Origin of the sequence: Planococcus citreus (genome assembly GCF_003664125.1) — a bacterium.
GTDB lineage: Bacteria > Bacillota > Bacilli > Bacillales_A > Planococcaceae > Planococcus > Planococcus citreus.
The window spans coordinates 175,272-193,992 of sequence record NZ_RCCP01000003.1; the positions used below are offsets into that span (position 1 = coordinate 175,272).

Genomic DNA, 18,721 nt, shown 5'->3' on the forward strand with positions numbered 1-18,721 from the left:
TGCCACAATATCAATTCGAGAAGTAATAGAGGAAGGCATATGAAGAGGGTGGAAGATCAGATTTATTGCTGGTGAAATAAAAGATAGTGGTTATGATACTATAAATTGTTCGCAGGAAGTGGCTAATCTGGATGATATAATCATGAACGAAGCCAAAATCATCTATCACGGTGTTCGACATGTACAAGCGGAATTTTGTATATAACTAAGTTGCGGCGACAGGAGAGGGAGTTGGTTTTTATGACGAAAAATAAATTGACAACAAAAGCGGCTGTCTCAACAGCGGTACTCGCATTGGCTATTTCCGTCATGCCTACAGGAAATGCTTTGAGCAATACCGAATTCGGTATGATTCAAGCAGAGGCATCGACAGCAACTCACGTGGCGAAGGGCAATGTGAACCTCCGCACTGGCGGTTCATTAAAAGATAAAATCGTGTTGCAAATTCCGAAGGGCGGAAAAGTGGAGTACATTTCGGGGAGCGGTACTTGGTTCCACGTGAAGTATGGTACGAAAACGGGTTATGTTCATTCCGACTACATAACGAAAATCGAGGAAGCTGCGCCGGAACCACCAAAAGCAACTCCGGAAACCCACTTTGCGAAAAGTAACGTGAACCTCCGTACTGGGGCTTCGACAAAACACAAGATCGTGTTGCAAATTCCTAAAAACGGAAAAGTATCGTATATCTCAAAGAGTAGCATTTGGTACAAAGTGAAATACGGCGCAAAAACGGGCTATGTTCATTCTGACTACTTAGCGAAAATCGGAACAGCAGCACCATCGAAATATCCGGCTCCTTCGACAGATACACCTGGCAAATATGTGGATGGCATTCTGATTGTGAACAAAAAGTATGCATTGCCTTCAACTTATAATCCTGGAGTAAATGCGACGGCTAAAAAAGCATTGGACGCTATGATTGCTGATGCGAAAAAACAGAGTGTTATATTGAAAATCACGAGTTCATACCGTTCTTATTGGTACCAAAACACTTTGTATAATAACTATGTGAAAAAACATGGAAAAACAAAAGCTGACCGGTTCAGCGCCCGTCCTGGACATTCTGAACACCAGACTGGACTAGCCTTTGATTTAGGCGGAGTTAATCAAGCACACTGGTTTGAAGAGTCGTTTGCGAACACAAAAGAAGGAAAATGGCTGGCTTCAAACGCTCATAAATATGGCTTCCATTTGCGCTATCAACAAGGCAAGGAAGACATCACGGGGTACATGTTCGAGCCGTGGCACTTCCGTTATATAGGCGAGGATAATGCTACTAAAATCAAAGCTGCTGGAAAAACACTTGAAGAGTACTTCAATATTTTAGGTAAATAAATGAGGTAAAAAGATTCTCTTATACATAAGCTGGATCGTCTATAACTTTATCGAAAAAAACATGAAGAATGCTCCGGGTAAGTGGAGCATTCTTCATGTTTTTTGCTTAAATTGTGTGGTGCACAGGGGCGAGTTCAGGCGTGTCCAACAAAAAACCCCCGCCATATAAACACTCTCAGTCGTTTTCTGGCGTTTGAATTGTGTCGTGCACAGGGACAGCAACGGAAATATGCCGGAAACTCCCGACATCGAACAATCCCCGGTCGGTCAGTTTCAAATGAGGGATGACCGGCAGCGACAGAAACGACAAAGTCAGGAAGGCGTTAAAATGTGTTGGGGCGCCGATCTGAAGCAAGCTTTTATCGATTGTTTTCAGCTGCTTATACACGGCGGCGAACGGTTCGTCGGACATCAAGCCGGCAATTGGCAGCGACAAACTCGCCAGGACTTGTCCGTCTTGGACGACGGTGAGCCCGCCTTGCAATTCTTGCAGTGCGCGGATGGCCGCCAACATATCTTCGTCATTCGTCCCAACCACAATCACATTATGAGAGTCGTGCGCAACGGTTGTGGCGATGGCGCCGTTTTGGAGTCCCAGCCCTTTGACGATGCCGAGGCCGATATTGCCGGTTGCCCGGTGGCGTTCGATGACGGCGATTTTCAAATGGCCACTTGCCGGATTCGAAACAAACGTGCCGTCAGCGACTGGCACGTCTTCAATTAAATGCTCGGTGATCAATTTGTTTGGGTTGATGCCGATGACATGGGCGCTCGCATTGGCCCCCATTGGAATTTGCAGATTGTCCGTGGACAATTCGGCAATGCGCATCGTCTCCCGTACCGATGAGCTGTCACAGGCCGTATTTACAGGCTCTGCATAGCGGCCGTCTTTTGCTGCCAGTTGCCCGCCTTTATAGACTTTCGCAATCGTGAATTCTTCCAAATTATCGAGCAGGACAAAATCTGCATCGTAACCAGGGGCGATGGCGCCTTTTTGGTGCAGCCCGAAACATTGGGCAGCGTTCAAGGTCGCCATCGAAATAGCGGTGATGGTGTTGATTCCGTAGCGTATAGCCGTCCGAACGTTGTAATCGACGCTGCCTTCTTCGATCAGATCATCGAGGTGCTTGTCGTCGGTGCAGAATAAGCAGCGATGAGCGTTTTGTTCGGTCACGCCTTCGAGCAGCGCGTGCAGGTCTTTTGCGACCGAACCTTCGCGCAGCATGACGTAAAGCCCGCGTTCGATGCGCGCCGCCATTTCCTCTTTCGTCACGCATTCATGATCCGTCAAAATGCCGGCGGTGCCGTAGACGTTGATATCGTTATCGGTGAGGCCTGCTGCGTGGCCGTCAATTTGCCGGCTCAGCAGGAGTTTATCGAGCATCGCTTCGTCTCCTTGAAGCACCGCCGGAAAATCCATGACTTCTGCCAGGCCGAGTACTGAATCGCGCCCAACAAAAGGAATCAAGTCTTCAGCGGACAGCCGGGCACCTGCATTTTCAAAAGGCGTCGCCGGGACACACGACGGCAGCATCATTTTAATGTCGAGCATGGCCTGATCTGCATCTTTTAGCATGAATTCAAGTCCCGCCGTTCCGCTGACATTGGCGATTTCATGCGGGTCGGTGATGACCGTCGTCACGCCGTGCGGCAGCACGACTCGTGAAAACTGCTGGGGCGTCACCATCGACGACTCGATGTGGACATGGGCATCGATCAAGCCGGGTGCGATGAACTTGCCGGTTGCATCGATTTCCTCGATGCCTTCGTAGTCGCCGATTCCGACGATGACGCCGTCGCTGATCGCTACGTCTCCGGTCGTCAAGGTTTTCATGAAGACATTGACGATCGACGCATGGCGAATGACAAGGTCTGCTTTTTTCCGTTTGTTGGCGGCGGCGATCCTGTTTTTCAGTTGGGCTTTTTTCATGGCTGATTTCGCTCCTTTAGATGCTTGATCGGGGATTGAACGCGAGTTAAGTTTTGCCTTATTCTACAGCAGAGCGAGCGGAAGCTCTAGTGAAAAAAGAAAATGTCCCTGTGCGCGACACAATTCGGACGTTGGAAAACCCGTGACCAGTGGAGGTGGGTGTGAAACCGTCCCTGTGCATGACACAATTCTCACTCTACAAGACACAATTCGTCTAGATGTTTTCCGATTCTAAAGTCAGAACCTGGGAACTATCCCAATCCGCTCAAAAGGTGGTAACATATCAACAAGAAAAAGAATTCAGAGAATTGCCACGAGGATGGACAGGTCGAGCATGCCAAGCAGAGAAATAGATGGTGTAAGGGCTCGGAATTGACCGATGAGTTTCATATGATGGGGGTAAAAATCATGGGAGAAGCGTGCAAAGTTCTGATTGTTGACGACGAGATGTTGATCAGACAGGGGATCATTAATTATATTGCTTGGGAACAGGAAGGCTTTCAAATTGTGGGGGAAGCTTCGAATGGCAAAGAAGCGATGGGCTTGATTGCAGAATTTGCGCCGCATATCGTCATCACGGACATCGTCATGCCGATCATGGACGGTATCGATTTGGTGAAAGAAGGGAAAACGGAGTTTCCCGATACGGAATTCATCGTCTTGAGTAGTTTTGAAGACTTCGAATATGTCCGGTCGATGTTCCAAAACGGCGTCGCCGATTATATTTTAAAGCCCAAGTTGAATGGGCATGAGCTGTTGAAAATATTGAACCGTGTCGTGGACCGCATTCCGGGGCTACAGCATTGCGTTTCGGCGGCGCAGGCGGAACCGACCACAGAAGAGTTATTGGAAGGCGTGATTCAAGGATATCATTTGCCTGTCGACCGGGACGGGCTATCCGATGTTTTGCCGAACAGCCATTTCGCTTTACTGGCAATCCGTGGCAAAAACGCCGATCCACTCCAGCTGAAAACGGCTTTGGAACGATCCATGCTGGAAGAATTGCCGATTCTTATCTTGAATTCAAGTGACGTGGATGCGCTGATGGTACTGAATTTCCATCCGCATCAGCTGGAAATCGTCAAACAAGCCATCAAACAGCAGGCAGCTCAATCGCAAGAAAGCAGATGGATGATGTGCGAGCCGGTCGATGCCATCGAAGATTTAAAGAAAGCGCATGATGAAGGATTCGCAAAGATGAAGAAATATGAATTTTATTTGCCGGAAGACAAGCTGTTCCTCTTCGGTGAATTGCCGCTGGAAAATGAAAAACAAGCAAATTTCGATTTGAATCACTTCATTGAGATGTTCAAGGACCGGCTGTTCAATGCCGCTTTCACGTATCTGGAAAACCATGTCGAGTATTTGGCCGGGCGCTACAACAATGACAGTTTCGAGTTCAAATCGTTTTTGGGCAATATCGTCTTCAACATCGTTGTCTTATTGGATGCCATGAAATACGATACCCAAGAGCTTGAGCAGAAGAAATATAGCTATTTTTCGACGATCAATGAAGCCGCTGATGTCAATGAAGCATTGGGTTTGCTCGATGCCTTCCTCGAAGAAGTGAAGGAAATCATCCACCTAGGAGACAAAGCGAATGAATCCAATAACCTCGACAAGATTCTGGAGTATATCGAGCTTCATTACACCGAGCCGCTGAGGTTGTCTGAAATCGCCAACCATTTCCATTTCAACGCGTCGTATTTGTCGTCTTATTTCAGTACGCACCATAAAGAAGGATTCAGTGAATACTTGAACCGGGTGCGCATCAAAAAATCCATGGAATTGCTGGAAAACAGTACGGTGTCCATTTCGAACATCAGCGGCATGGTCGGCTATTCGGAACACAGCTATTATTGCAAAGTGTTCAAGCGTATAGCCGGGATGTCTCCAGGCAGTTATCGAAAGGAGCTCCAAGCCCGTAATGAACATGAAGAAAAAGGCTTTTCGCATCTTAAGAAATAACAGCTTGTTCATCAAAATGTTCTTGATCATGGTCATCAGCATCGTAGCCGTTTCGCTGTTGATCACGTTCAGCTCAATCCGAATGTCTTCGGATTTGTTCATGGACACCTTCAGCATTTCGAACTCGAGAGCATTGGAACAGATTGAAAATGAATTCGAAGATTATAGCTTTGCGATTGTAGCGGCGACGAATGAAGTGCAAAATAACGGTACCATCAAACGGGTGCTGACCCAGACGAACGCCACGACTTTGGAAACATACAGCTCTTACCACGACATCAGCGAGCAGATCGAGCGCATTTACCGTACCGTCGAGTCGTATGATACCAACATGATTGTGCTCGGCAATAACGAACGTCTGTACAATGTCAATTACACGAACTGGCCGGTGTCGTGGGAAGCGCTGCGCAATCACCCTATTTCGCAATATACAATCAATCGGCCGAACCGGCTGCTGTATCAGTATTTGCCATCGACGTCCTTCGCGGATGAGCCGATGATCGTCGCGACAAAAGCGTTGATGGAGCGGTCGACTGGTGAAATCTACGGTGTGCTGTATTTCCCGATTCGCGAAGCCCAGCTCAAAGGTTTTTACGAGGGCTACACAAGCGAGGAAAATGAAGTCATGTTGGTCGATGCCACAGGGAAAATCGTCTCTGGAAATAAAGAGGAAATGATCGGCCAAGAGTCTCCTGAATTGCTGGCTTTGGCGCAAGAAGTGGACGAGGAGAGGCTGGAATACAAAGACGTAGAAGTGTTCGGCAAGGATTATATGCTGATGGCGCAATATTTGCCGACTTACAATATGTACTTGGTCAATTTGGTAGATAAAGATGCGGTGCTCGCCAATCTTGTCAATACAAAGGAAATCCTGCTCATCAGCCTTGGCATTGTGTTGCTCGCGGTCATTGTCGTGTTCATCATTTCGCGGCGCATGACCAATTCGATTAGCCGCCTGGTTAAGCAAATCTCGACCATGGCAAAACACGATTTCAACGTGCCGGTCGCTGAAACCGGCGGCTACGAAGCGAAGAAAATCGCCAATGCGTTTAATTCCATGCTCAATGAATTGCAGGAATACGTAGATTTGGCGATACAGGCGCAGCAAAAACAGCGCAGCGCAGAATTGATGGCGCTGCAGCACCAGATCAACCCGCATTTTATCTACAATACCTTGGCGTCGATCAAGTTCATGATCCAGCAAGGCAAAAAAGAGCAAGCGACCGATATGATTCACGCCTTGATTGCGCTATTGCAAAATGCCCTCAGCAATGTCGAGCAGACCATTACCGTCGAGCAGGAAATAGCGGATTTGAAAAACTATGTGCTGATCAACCAATCGCGGTACGGCGATGGCATCAAAGTGAATTTCTTCATTTCCCCGGATTGCCTGGACTGCCAATTGCCGAAATTGATCTTGCAGCCATTTATCGAAAATGCGTTTTTCCATGCGTTCAATGAGAAAAAACAAGGCTTCGTGCAAATCTTGGTGTCCCAAAAAGGCGACAATTTGTTGTGCGAAATCGTCGATAACGGCGACGGCATGGAAATCAAAGGTGACCACACGAAAGAAGACATCAAGGAAAAACGCCATCTGTTCAGCGGCATCGGCATCCGCAACGTCCACGAGCGCATCCAGATGCTTTACGGCGACCAATACGGCGTAGACATCTCGAGCGTCAAAGGCGAAGGCACTAAAGTGAAAGTGGAATTGCCGATCCAGAAAGTCGATAGTTCCACAAAAGCCAACGAAATTCCAAGAACCTAATAATAGTACAAGAAAAAAGATAGAAAATTGAAATATCTAAAAATTTTCGGATAGAACACCTAAAGATTGTGCTAACAATCTTTTTTTTTGGCCGCTATACTGTTTACAAGGCGAAAAGTTAAGCGCTTACAAAAAGGGGGATTTCAAATGAAGAAGTTTAATCTTATGTTTTTGGCGGCAGCGAGCATGGCCGCATTAGCAGCTTGTTCTTCTGGGGATGAAGAGGCGAGCGGTGGCAGTGGATCAGAAGGTTCAGCTGACGTAGACGAGATTACGGCATGGGCTTGGGATCCGGCTTTCAACATTGCAGCTCTTGAAGATGCAAAAGAAGCTTACAATGGCGATGGCGATTACGAAGTGAACATCATTGAAAATGCGCAAGACGATATTATCCAAAAACTCAACACGGGGCTTAGCTCAGGGACAACGAACGGCATGCCGAATATTGTCTTGATCGAAGACTACCGTGCACAAAGCTTCCTGCAAGCGTATCCAGATGCATTCCATCCATTGACGGATGTCATCGATTCCGAAGACTTTGCGGATTACAAGATCGCAACGACGAGCTTTGACGGCGAGCAATACGGATTGCCGTTCGACTCTGGCGTTGCAGCACTGTATGTCCGGACAGACTATCTTGAAGAAGCCGGCTACTCAGTCGAAGACGTAACAGACATCACGTGGCAGGAATACATTGAAATCGGGAAAGACGTCAAAGAAGCGACAGGTAAGAACATGCTGACTTTGGATCCGAACGATTTGGCGCAAGTGCGCATGATGATCCAGACGAACGGATCTTGGTATGTCGAAGAAGATGGTTCGACACCGAACATTGCAGGAAACGAAACTCTTGAAAAAGGCTTTGAAACATATAAAGAAATGATGGATGCGGACATCGCGAAAATCGTTTCTGACTGGAGCCAATTTGTCGGTGCGTTCAATAGCGGCGATGTAGCCAGCGTACCGACCGGAAACTGGATTACGCCAAGCGTCAAGCAAGCAGCTGATCAATCCGGCAAATGGGCAGTCGTTCCAATGCCACGCTTGGATATGGAAGGCGCAGTCAACGCATCCAACCTAGGCGGCAGCTCATGGTACGTACTGAATGTGGACGGCAAAGAACAAGCAGCAGACTTCTTATTGAACACATTCGGCTCAAATCCTGATTTGTATCAAACACTGGTCAAAGACATCGGCGCGCTTGGAACATATTCACCGGCAGCTGAGGGCGATGCATACGCAGTGGAAGACGAGTTCTTCGGCGGGCAGCAGCTCATCACAGACCTCTCCACATGGACAGATAAAATTCCAGCAGTCAATTATGGCCTTCACACATACGCAATCGAAGACATCCTGGTCACTGGAATGCAAGATTATTTGAACGGCGCAGAACTGGATACAGTACTTGAAAATGTCCAAGGGCAAGCTGAAGCACAACTCAAATAATTGATCGGAAATACATGAAGCCTTGAGTTGCCGCCGACGAACTGGTAGAAGTGCTTTATCACTTACCAGTTGGGCACAGCTCAAGGTTTTTTTATAGGAGGAATGAGGAGCATGAGCCAACTAGGAACAAAGAAAGCCGAAGTGGATCTTCCGGTTCGCACTAAATACGAAGAGAGCAGGCGCCAAAAAACCGGTGTTTTTTTCAAGAAAAAAGTAGGTTGGCTGTTTATCATTGTCTCGGTCATCGCCATCACCATCTTCAACTTTTACCCGATGGTTCAAGCATTCCTGTTGTCGTTCCAGTCAGGAATGGGAGCGAACCTCGAATATGTGGGGCTCGATAACTGGCGCAGATTGTTCGGCGACCCGACCTTTATCGCGGCGTTGACCAATACAACGATTTACTTGCTGATCCAAGTGCCGTTGATGATCGTCTTGGCCTTGTTCTTTTCGGTGTTATTGAATGACCCGAAATTGAAGTTCAAGAGCTTTTTCAGGATTGCGATCTTCCTGCCTTGTGTCACATCGCTCGTTGCCTATTCAGTCGTCTTTAAATACTTGTTTGGCATCGATGGCATCGTCAACCAATTTTTGATCAATTTCGGTTTCATTCCACAGACGATCAACTTTTTAGCAGATCCGTTTTGGGCGAAAGTCGTCATCATTTTGGCGATTACATGGAGATGGACCGGTTATAACATGATTTTCTATTTGGCGGCTTTGCAAAACGTCGACAAATCGATTTACGAAGCGGCAAAAATTGACGGGGCCAGCTCGTTCCAGCAGTTTTTCCAAATTACGGTCCCGATGCTCAAGCCGATCATTTTGTTCACATCGATTACCTCCACGATCGGGACATTGCAAATCTTCGATGAAATCGTCAACATCACTAATGGCGGCCCAGGGAATGCAACGATTTCGATTTCACAATACATTTACAACTTGTCATTTGAATACACGCCTGACTTCGGTTACGCGTCAACCGTTTCCTATGTCATCGTAATACTCGTAGTGATCCTTTCAATTATCCAATTCAGAGTGGCGGGTGAGAAAAAATGAACAGCTTAAAACGAATCTTCATCTATACGTTTCTCAGTGTCGCGGCGATTGTTTCCATTTTCCCATTCCTATGGATGCTCACCAGCATCACTAATAAATCGGTCGATGTGACGCAAGGGCGTTTACTTCCGGGAACGCATTTAATCGAAAACTTGAAAACCCTTTTCGCAACAGTGGACATCGTTCCAGCTTTGATCAATTCTTCCATTATCGCGATCATTACGACCTTTTTGACGCTGTTATTGGCCTCGCTTGCCGGCTACGGGTTTGAAATCCACCGCAGCAAAGGAAAAGACATCATTTTCACCATTTTGCTGTTGTCGATGATGATCCCGTTTGCGGCGATCATGATTCCTTTATACCGCATGTTCGGCAGCATCAGCGAAACGGCACCGCTCATCGGCATCGACTCGCTCGGAGCAGTCATTTTGCCGACAGCGACTACGGCGTTCTTCATCTTCTTCTTCCGCCAAAACACCAAAATGTTCCCGAAAGATTTGGTGGAAGCGGGACGCATCGATGGCTTGAGTGAGATCGGCGTGTTTTTCCGAATCTACGTGCCAACCATGAAAACAACATACGCAGCTGCGGCGATCATTGCCTTCATGAACAGCTGGAATAACTATTTATGGCCATTGGTCATTTTGCAATCACCGGAAAAACGGACGATTCCACTCTTGATTTCGAATCTCGGCTCGAGCTACTCGCCAGACTATGGCGTCATCATGTCAGCGATCGTCATCGCAACATTGCCGACAGCGCTCGTATTCTTCCTCATGCAGAAGCACTTTGTTGCCGGCATGATGGGATCGGTTAAAGGGTAGGTTTTGTGAGTGATATTCCGCAAAATAGCTACGCTTGCCGCGGGCGAGCGCCAAGCCGCTTCGTCGCTACGCCAAAAGCCCTGCTCCCACATTTACTTTGTAAATGCGTCGCAAACGAATTAGCTCAGTTCCCTTCGTTAATTCGCTTGCAGGGTCTCGGCTGTCTCGCTTTCCCGCAGGCAAGAATTAGCTGAAATGATTGAGGCTAATTCTTTGCGACGCAGTGCGCAGCGCTGTGGGAGTAGTATGGTTTTCTACGCTATTTTGCTCCATATCTGATTAGGAGTAGAGAAGATAGTTGCTTCAATTTAAGTAATTAATCAGCGCCGGCGCGTCCAGGGGCTAAGCGAAGCAAGAAGACAGGCTATTTTCCTGGCTTCTTGCGGGAGCTATGCCCAGAGCGCCCGAAGCGGGTAAGAAGTCTACTTTATCTAATTTGCGAGTAGGAGGTAAATTGTGCCGATTTTATATAACGACGCCACACGTGAGTTTCATCTGCAAACCGAGAAGACCAGCTATATTTTCAGCATCTTGAAAAATGAACAGCTCGGCCAGCTGTATTACGGCAAGAAACTGCGTCACCGGGAATCGTTCGAGCGCTTGTTTCATATCGAGGAAATGCCGAATACCGCTTGCGTTTACGAAGGCGATTTGGTGTTTTCACTCGATATTCTCAAGCAGGAATATCCGGCATACGGAACGACGGATTTTCGCGAGCCTGCGTATCAAGTTCTGCAACAAGGCGGCAGCCGTATCACAAACTTCGTCTATCAAAATCACACCATCCATCAAGGGAAAAACAAGCTCGCTGGCTTGCCCGCGACATATGTCGAGCAAGACGAAGAAGCTACCGCCTTGGAGATTTCTTTGTACGACGAAGCGATCGATGTGGAAATCCAGCTGTCCTATAGCGTCTTTGAACAACTGAACGCCATCACTCGCTCTGCCCGTTTTATTAATCACGGCCAAAGAGACGTCAATTTGACGAGAGCAATGAGTGCGAGCATCGATTTGCCGGATTCGGATTTCGAGATGGTGCAGTTGTCGGGCGCGTGGGTCAGGGAGCGACATGTCCACAACCGCAAATTGGTGCCAGGCCTTCAAAGCATCAGCAGCACAAGAGGCACAAGCAGCGCCCATCAAAATCCATTTTTGGCATTGAAGCGCCCGTCGACTACCGAGCATCACGGCGAAGTGTACGGCGTGAGTTTGGTGTACAGCGGCAATTTCCTGGCTCAAGTCGAAGTCGACCATTATGATGTGACGCGATTGATGATCGGCATCAACCCATTTGATTTTAATTGGCTGTTGGAAAGCGGCGAAAGTTTCCAGGCACCGGAAGTGGTCATGGTCTATTCGCCGGATGGCTTGAACGATATGAGCCAGACCTATCATAAGCTTTACCGAAACCGCTTGGCGCGCGGAACATGGCGCGACCGGGAACGCCCGGTATTGATCAACAATTGGGAAGCGACGTATTTTGATTTCGATGAAACAAAAATTTTGGAACTCGCGAAGTCTTCCAAGGAATTGGGCGTGGAGCTGTTCGTCCTAGATGACGGCTGGTTCGGCAAGCGCGATGCGGACACGTCATCTCTCGGCGATTGGTTTGAAGACAAGCGCAAATTGCCGAGCGGCATCAGCCAATTGGCGAAAAATATTGCCGATTTGGGAATGAAATTCGGTTTGTGGTTCGAACCGGAAATGGTGTCGAAAGTGAGCGAATTGTACAATGCGCATCCGGACTGGATCCTTCATGTGCCGAATCGCAAAAGCTCGCATGGCCGCAATCAACTTGTGTTGGATTTCTCCCGCCAGGAAGTGGTGGATTATATCCACGGCTTGGTAGCTGGCGTACTGCGTGATGCGCCGATTTCCTATGTGAAATGGGATATGAACCGCTATATGACAGAAGTGGGCTCGTTAGAATTGCCGGCAAACCGCCAGCGGGAAGTGGTCCACCGCTATATCCTTGGCGTGTATTCTTTGTACGAACGATTGACTTCGGAATTTCCGGATGTCTTGTTCGAATCCTGTGCAGGAGGCGGCAGCCGCTTCGACCCAGGAATGCTCTACTACGCGCCGCAAGGGTGGACGAGTGATGACACCGATGCGGTCGAGCGCTTGAAGATCCAATACGGCACGTCGATGGTCTATCCGATCAGTTCGATGGGCGCGCATGTCTCAGCAGTGCCGAATCATCAAGTGGGACGCATCACGAGCCTGAAGACGCGTGCGGATGTCGCGTATTTCGGCGCATTCGGCTACGAACTCGATGTCACGAAGATGAACGATGATGACAAAGCCATCGTTGCCGAGCAAATCGCTTTCTATAAAAAAAACCGTTCGCTCATCCAACAAGGGCAATTTTATCGGCTTGCCAGCCCATTTGCAGAAGACGGCAACGTGACGAGCTGGATGGTCGTGGCAGATGACCAAAGCGAAGCCATATTCGGCTATTACCAAGTTCTTGCCAAACCGAACCCAGGATATGCACGCGCATTCTTCAAAGGGCTCAACCCCGAATTCGAATACGCCATCGATGGGATCGACGATACGTTTTACGGGGATGAATTGATGGGAGCAGGCCTGCAGCTCAATCGTTACCGCCAAAATCAACATCCTTCTGATTTTTCTTCTATTATTTATAAATTAACGCGAGTGTAACTGGACAGTTCCGCAAAGCTTAACCGCCTTGTGGAATCTTACATAGGAGGCGTCGATGTGCTGACTGCTAAAAATGGATCGTTTTATTTTGAAGGAGAGCCGTTCCAAATCTTGTCCGGGGGTATGCATTATTTCCGCACCGTGCCTGAACAATGGGAAGATCGCTTGCAGAAATTAAAAGCGCTCGGGTTGAATACGGTCGAAACCTATATCCCATGGAATTTCCATGAACCGAAAAAAGGCCAATTCCACTTTTCCGGAATGGCGGATATCGAAGGCTTTATCGAGCTGGCACATCGCTTGGGGCTGTATGTCATCCTGCGCCCGGCGCCGTATATTTGCGCAGAGTGGGAAATGGGCGGCTTGCCGTCCTGGCTGATGACAGACAAAAACTTGGTGTTGCGAAGCAGCAATCCGGCTTTTCTTGGGCATGTGGCAGATTATTTCGCGGAGTTGCTGCCGAAATTCAAAAAGCATCTGTATCAAAACGGTGGCCCGGTCATCGCCATGCAGATCGAAAACGAATACGGCGCATACGGCAACGATTCGGCCTACCTTGATTTCTTTAAAGCACAATATGAACAGCACGGGCTCGATACCTTCTTGTTCACTTCAGACGGTCCGGACTTTATCACGCAAGGCTCGATGCCGGATGTGACGACGACCTTGAACTTCGGGTCGCGTGTGGAAGAGTCGTTCCAAGCACTTGATGCCTTCAAGCCGGATTCACCGAAAATGGTCACCGAGTTTTGGATCGGCTGGTTTGATTATTGGTCAGGAGAGCATACCGTGCGGAGCGGGGACGACGTCGCTTCGGTTTTCAAGGAAATCATGGAGAAGAACATTTCCGTCAATTTCTATATGTTCCACGGCGGAACGAACTTCGGCTTCATGAACGGCGCCAATCACTACGATGTCTATTATCCGACGATCACCAGCTACGATTACGATAGCTTGCTGACAGAAGGCGGCGCAATTACGGAGAAATACAAGGCGGTCAAAAAAGTCTTAAGTGAGTACCGGGAAGTACCAGCGGATTTCGAGGAGAACGTCTCTGCGAAAGCGTATGGAACTGTTACGCTGACCGAATCGGCTAGTTTGTTCGATGTGTTGGAAACGATCAGCGACAAGGTCGAGCATATTGTGCCGCTGTCGATGGAAGATATCGGCCAGGCTTACGGCTACACGCTGTACCGGACGACCGTCAACCGGCGGGGCGAACTGAAAGTCAGCTCAAAAGATATCCGCGACCGTGGGTTTATTTACATCAACGGCCGCCATGTCGCAACGACATATATCAACGACGAGGAAAAAATGCTGAAACTGGATTTCCCGGAAGCGGTAAATACGCTCGAGATTCTCGTGGAAAATATGGGGCGCGCCAATTACGGAGAGCATTTGACGGACCCGAAAGGCTTGGTCAACAATTTATGGCTCGGCGAACAGTATTTCTTCTACTGGGACATGTTCAAAGTGGAGCTCGAACAGTTGCCGGGGAGCTACGGAGCGGGAGAAGACTCACGCTTCCCGAAATTCTTCCGCGGCTCGTTTGATGCCGAAGAAGGCTTGGACACGTACGTCGACACGCACGGATTCACAAAAGGCAATGTCTTCATTAACGGCTTTAACCTCGGCCGCTACTGGAACACCGCCGGCCCGCAGCAACGATTGTACTTGCCAGGCCCATTATTGAAAAAACAACACAACGAAATCGTCGTATTGGAACTGGAACATACAACAACGGATCAAATCCAATTGCTCGATCAGCCGAAGCTTGACTGAAAACTAATACTAAGAAGATGTTGTCCGTTTTTCGCTAATTTATAAGATATGGAGCGAAACAGCGTAGAAAACCGTACTGCTCAATAATGCTGCGCATTACATCGCAAAAGAAACTGCTCCCACAGCGCTGCGCACTGCGTCGCAAAGGATTGACCTTGCAAGCTTCGGTCAACACCTTTCCCGCGGGAAAGCGAAGTGCCGAAATCCACTTGGGCGTCTAAGCCCAAGTTAGTTCGGCGCAAGCCCGCAGGAAATGAATAAGCGAAGGGAAGCTGAGTTTATTCATTTGCGATGCTCGAACATAGTGAGAGTTGAGCAAAGTGTTTTAAGAAGCTGCTTCGCGGAATATTGATGGTGAAAATTCTTGGTTCAACATACATAGAAGGGATGGAATCAAATGATCAACGATAAATTGCCGAAGATTTGGCACGGCGGGGACTATAACCCGGAACAATGGGATTCACAAGAAATCTGGGACGAAGATGTGCGCATGTTCAAGCTTGCTGGCATCGACGTCGCAACCTTGAACGTCTTTTCATGGGCGCTCAATCAGCCGAACGAAGACACGTACAACTTCGACTGGCTCGATGACAAAATCAACCGCTTGTACGAAAACGGCATTTACACATGCCTCGCTACAAGCACGGCAGCGCATCCTGCGTGGATGGCGAAAAAATATCCGGACGTCTTGCGCGTTGATTTCTACGGCAGAAAACGCAAATTCGGCAGCCGCCACAACTCGTGCCCGAATAGCCCGACTTACCGCGAGTATTCCGAGAAAATCGCCGACAAACTAGCCGAGCGCTATAAAGACCATCCGGCGGTCTTGATTTGGCATGTGTCGAACGAATACGGCGGCTATTGCTATTGTGATAATTGCCAGGACGCTTTCCGCGTTTGGCTGAGCGATAAATACGGCACGCTTGAAAAGTTAAACAAAGCTTGGAACACTGGATTCTGGGGCCACACGTTCTACGAATGGGACGAAATCGTCGCACCGAATATCCTCAGCGAAGAGCGTGAAGACAACGTTTCAGACTTCCAAGGGATTTCTCTTGATTACCGCCGCTTCCAGTCGGACAGCCTGCTCGATTGCTATAAGCTTGAATACAACGCAATCCGCAAGCATACGCCGAACATCCCGATCACGACGAACTTGATGGGCACGTATCCGATGCTCGATTATTTCAAGTGGGCAAAAGAAATGGACGTTGTGTCGTGGGATAACTATCCAGCGATCGATACGCCGTTTAGCTATACGGCGATGACGCACGATTTGATGCGCGGATTGAAGAGCGGGCAGCCGTTCATGCTGATGGAGCAGACGCCGAGCCAGCAAAACTGGCAGCCGTACAACTCCTTGAAGCGCCCGGGCGTCATGCGTTTGTGGAGCTACCAGGCAATCGGCCGCGGGGCGGATACGATCCTGTATTTCCAGCTGCGCCGTTCGGTCGGGGCTTGCGAGAAATACCACGGCGCGGTCATTGAACACGTGGGACATGAAAATACGCGCGTCTTCAACGAAGTGGCGCAAATCGGCAGTGAGTTCAACCAATTGGGCGATACTTTGCTCGATGCGCGAGTCAACGCTAGAGTCGCGATCGTCTTCGACTGGGAAAACCGCTGGGCGACAGAGCTGTCGAGCGGGCCATCCGTGTCGCTGGATTATGTCAATGAAGTCCATAAATACTACGACGCGCTGTATAAATTGAACGTCCAAGTCGATATGGTCGGCGTCGAAGAAGACTTGAGCCAATACGATGTCGTCATCGCACCGGTATTGTATATGGTCAAAGAAGGCTACGCAGCAAAAGTCGAGCGCTTCGTCGAAAACGGCGGCACGTTCATCACGACCTTCTTCAGCGGCATCGTCAACGAAACCGATATCGTGACACTCGGCGGCTACCCAGGCGAATTGCGTAATGTGCTTGGCATTTGGGCAGAGGAAATCGATGCGCTGCATCCGGACGAAACGAATGAAATCGTCGTGACCGGATCTCGTGGAAGCTTAAGCGGCAGCTATTCCTGCAATTTGCTGTTCGACTTGATCCACACAGAAGGCGCGCAAGCAGTCGCTGAATACGGCTCTGATTTCTATCAAGGCATGCCGGTCCTGACTGTCAACGAGTTCGGAAAAGGAAAAGCCTGGTACGTGGCCTCGAGCCCGGACGCAGAGTTCTTGGTCGATTTCCTGCAAACCGTATGCGAAGAAGCGGGTGTCGAGCCCTTGCTTTCCGTACCGGAAGGCGTCGAAACGACCGAACGCGTCAAAGACGGGCAGACGTATTTGTTCGTGTTGAACCACAACAACAAAGCAGAATCGATCGACTTGAAAGACAGCCAGTATAAAGAACTGCTAACTGCTCAGCAATTGAGCGGGACAGTGGAACTCGAAGCCAAAGGCGTCTTCATCTTAGCGAAAGTATAAGCAGTTGTAATAGAAACAAACAAAAACCCATGCACAGCGCCCGGCTATTGGAAATCATTCCAACGGTTGGGGGCGGGTGCATGGATTTTTACTGTTGGAAATTTTTGGGGAAACTGCCCGGTTGAAAAATTCTATAATCCGCTTTGAAATAAAAAAGATGTTCACCTTTTCTACACCTAGAAGTCAATGACCTGTCTGAGTATTTGTAGAAGCGTTCGCTCGACTCCTGTGGGACTAGCGGGTTTGAGAGACCCCGCAGGAACGCAGTGACGAGGAGGCTCGATTCCCGCCCCACGGAAAGCGAGCGGTAAGCTTCGGAAAATACGGTTTCCTGAGTTTCTTTACATACAGGAAAACCCGGCCAGAACTTCGGCCGGGTTTCCTTTTATTTAATGCGCAATTCCGATTCGCTATCGAAGAAATGTGCTTTATTCATATCAAAGGCCATGTCGATCGTCTGGCCGGATTCTACATTGAAGCGGGCATCGACGCGCGCCACGAAATCCTGTTCGTTAACATTCGAGTACAGGATGATCTCCGAACCCATCAATTCCGCCACTTCTACATAAGCTTTCACTTTCGTATGCGGTGAATGGTCGAGGAACAAAGGTTCATCGTGGATGTCTTCCGGACGGATGCCTAGGACGATTTCCTTGTCTTTATATCCTTGGTCGCGCAGTGTCGCAAGCTTGCCTTCAGGGACGAGCACTTTGACATCGCCCATGACGAACGAATCGCCAACGATTTTCCCGCGCAGGAAGTTCATGGACGGCGAACCGATGAAACCGCCGACAAACATATTGTCCGGCTTGTCGTATACTTCTTTCGGCGAGCCGACTTGCTGGATAAAGCCATCTTTCATGACGACAAGGCGGGTCGCCATCGTCATCGCTTCTGTCTGGTCGTGCGTGACATAAATAGTTGTTGTCTGCAGGCGGCGATGGAGCTTTTGGATCTCGGTGCGCATCTGCACACGCAGTTTGGCATCCAAGTTGGACAAAGGCTCATCCATCAAGAACACTTCTGCATCGCGTACGATGGCACGCCCTAGAGCGACACGTTGGCGCTGGCCGCCTGACAGCGCTTTCGGTTTGCGGTCCAAGTAATCGTCAAGGCCGAGGATGCTCGAGGCGTTCGCCACGCGTGTCTTGATCTCGTCTTTTTTCATTTTGCGCAGCTTCAAACTGAACGCCATATTGTCGTAGACGCTCATGTGGGGATACAATGCATAGTTCTGGAACACCATCGCGATGTCGCGGTCTTTCGGCGAGACATCGTTGACGCGTTTGTCACCGATATATAAATCGCCATCCGTGATTTCTTCCAAGCCTGCGATCATGCGCAAGGTAGTGGACTTGCCGCAGCCAGAAGGGCCGACGAGTACGAGAAATTCCTTATCGCGGATTTCCAGATTGAAGTCCTGAACGGACACAACCCCTTTTTCGTATTCTTTTCGGATATTCGTTAAAGTCAAGCCTGCCATATAAATCCCTCCCAATGTATGTAAGTGC

11 protein-coding genes are annotated in these 18,721 nt (G+C 48.8%); 9 read left to right on the top strand and 2 right to left on the bottom strand.

Annotation, left to right across the window (positions count from 1 at the left end):
- Window positions 1-240: 240 nt before the first annotated feature.
- Entirely contained in the window at window positions 241-1,338 is a 1,098-nt protein-coding gene (locus DFR62_RS11065; RefSeq protein ID WP_121300435.1) for a D-alanyl-D-alanine carboxypeptidase family protein, read from the top strand.
- Window positions 1,339-1,513: 175 nt separating this feature from the next.
- Here DFR62_RS11065 and ade read toward each other — a convergent pair whose 3' ends face one another.
- On the bottom strand, window positions 1,514-3,268 hold the full coding sequence (gene ade / locus DFR62_RS11070; RefSeq protein WP_121300436.1) for an adenine deaminase: 1,755 nt from the start codon (window positions 3,266-3,268) through the stop codon (window positions 1,514-1,516).
- Window positions 3,269-3,658: 390 nt separating this feature from the next.
- Here ade and DFR62_RS11075 point away from each other — a divergent pair, with 390 nt between their 5' ends.
- From DFR62_RS11075 to DFR62_RS11110, 8 genes are all read left to right on the top strand, one after another.
- A complete protein-coding gene (locus DFR62_RS11075; RefSeq protein ID WP_241663123.1) occupies window positions 3,659-5,236 on the top strand; it encodes a response regulator transcription factor in 1,578 nt (525 codons plus the stop codon).
- Entirely contained in the window at window positions 5,196-7,004 is a 1,809-nt protein-coding gene (locus DFR62_RS11080) for a cache domain-containing sensor histidine kinase (protein WP_121300438.1), read from the top strand. Before DFR62_RS11075 ends, DFR62_RS11080 begins: the two co-directional genes overlap by 41 nt.
- Before the next feature lie 147 nt (window positions 7,005-7,151).
- The gene (locus DFR62_RS11085; RefSeq protein ID WP_121300439.1) at window positions 7,152-8,450 is read left to right on the top strand and encodes an ABC transporter substrate-binding protein; all 1,299 of its coding nucleotides are present in this window, start codon (window positions 7,152-7,154) and stop codon (window positions 8,448-8,450) included.
- 111 nt (window positions 8,451-8,561) lie between these two features.
- Window positions 8,562-9,509 carry a carbohydrate ABC transporter permease gene (locus DFR62_RS11090; RefSeq protein ID WP_121300440.1) on the top strand — a complete coding sequence of 316 codons (948 nt, stop codon included), beginning with the start codon at window positions 8,562-8,564 and terminating at the stop codon, window positions 9,507-9,509.
- On the top strand, window positions 9,506-10,333 hold the full coding sequence (locus DFR62_RS11095) for a carbohydrate ABC transporter permease (RefSeq protein ID WP_121300441.1): 828 nt from the start codon (window positions 9,506-9,508) through the stop codon (window positions 10,331-10,333). Before DFR62_RS11090 ends, DFR62_RS11095 begins: the two co-directional genes overlap by 4 nt.
- 456 nt (window positions 10,334-10,789) lie before the next feature.
- Complete coding sequence (locus tag DFR62_RS11100) at window positions 10,790-13,000, top strand: alpha-galactosidase (protein ID WP_121300442.1); 2,211 nt, start codon at window positions 10,790-10,792, stop codon at window positions 12,998-13,000.
- 57 nt (window positions 13,001-13,057) lie between these two features.
- A complete protein-coding gene (locus DFR62_RS11105; RefSeq protein WP_241663124.1) occupies window positions 13,058-14,782 on the top strand; it encodes a glycoside hydrolase family 35 protein in 1,725 nt (574 codons plus the stop codon).
- A 397-nt stretch (window positions 14,783-15,179) separates the two neighbouring features.
- A complete protein-coding gene (locus tag DFR62_RS11110; protein ID WP_121300443.1) occupies window positions 15,180-17,210 on the top strand; it encodes a beta-galactosidase in 2,031 nt (676 codons plus the stop codon).
- A gap of 385 nt (window positions 17,211-17,595) precedes the next feature.
- On the opposite strand, the gene DFR62_RS11115 is transcribed toward DFR62_RS11110, so the two are convergent.
- Entirely contained in the window at window positions 17,596-18,693 is a 1,098-nt protein-coding gene (locus DFR62_RS11115) for an ABC transporter ATP-binding protein (protein ID WP_058381611.1), read from the bottom strand.
- Window positions 18,694-18,721: the final 28 nt, after the last annotated feature.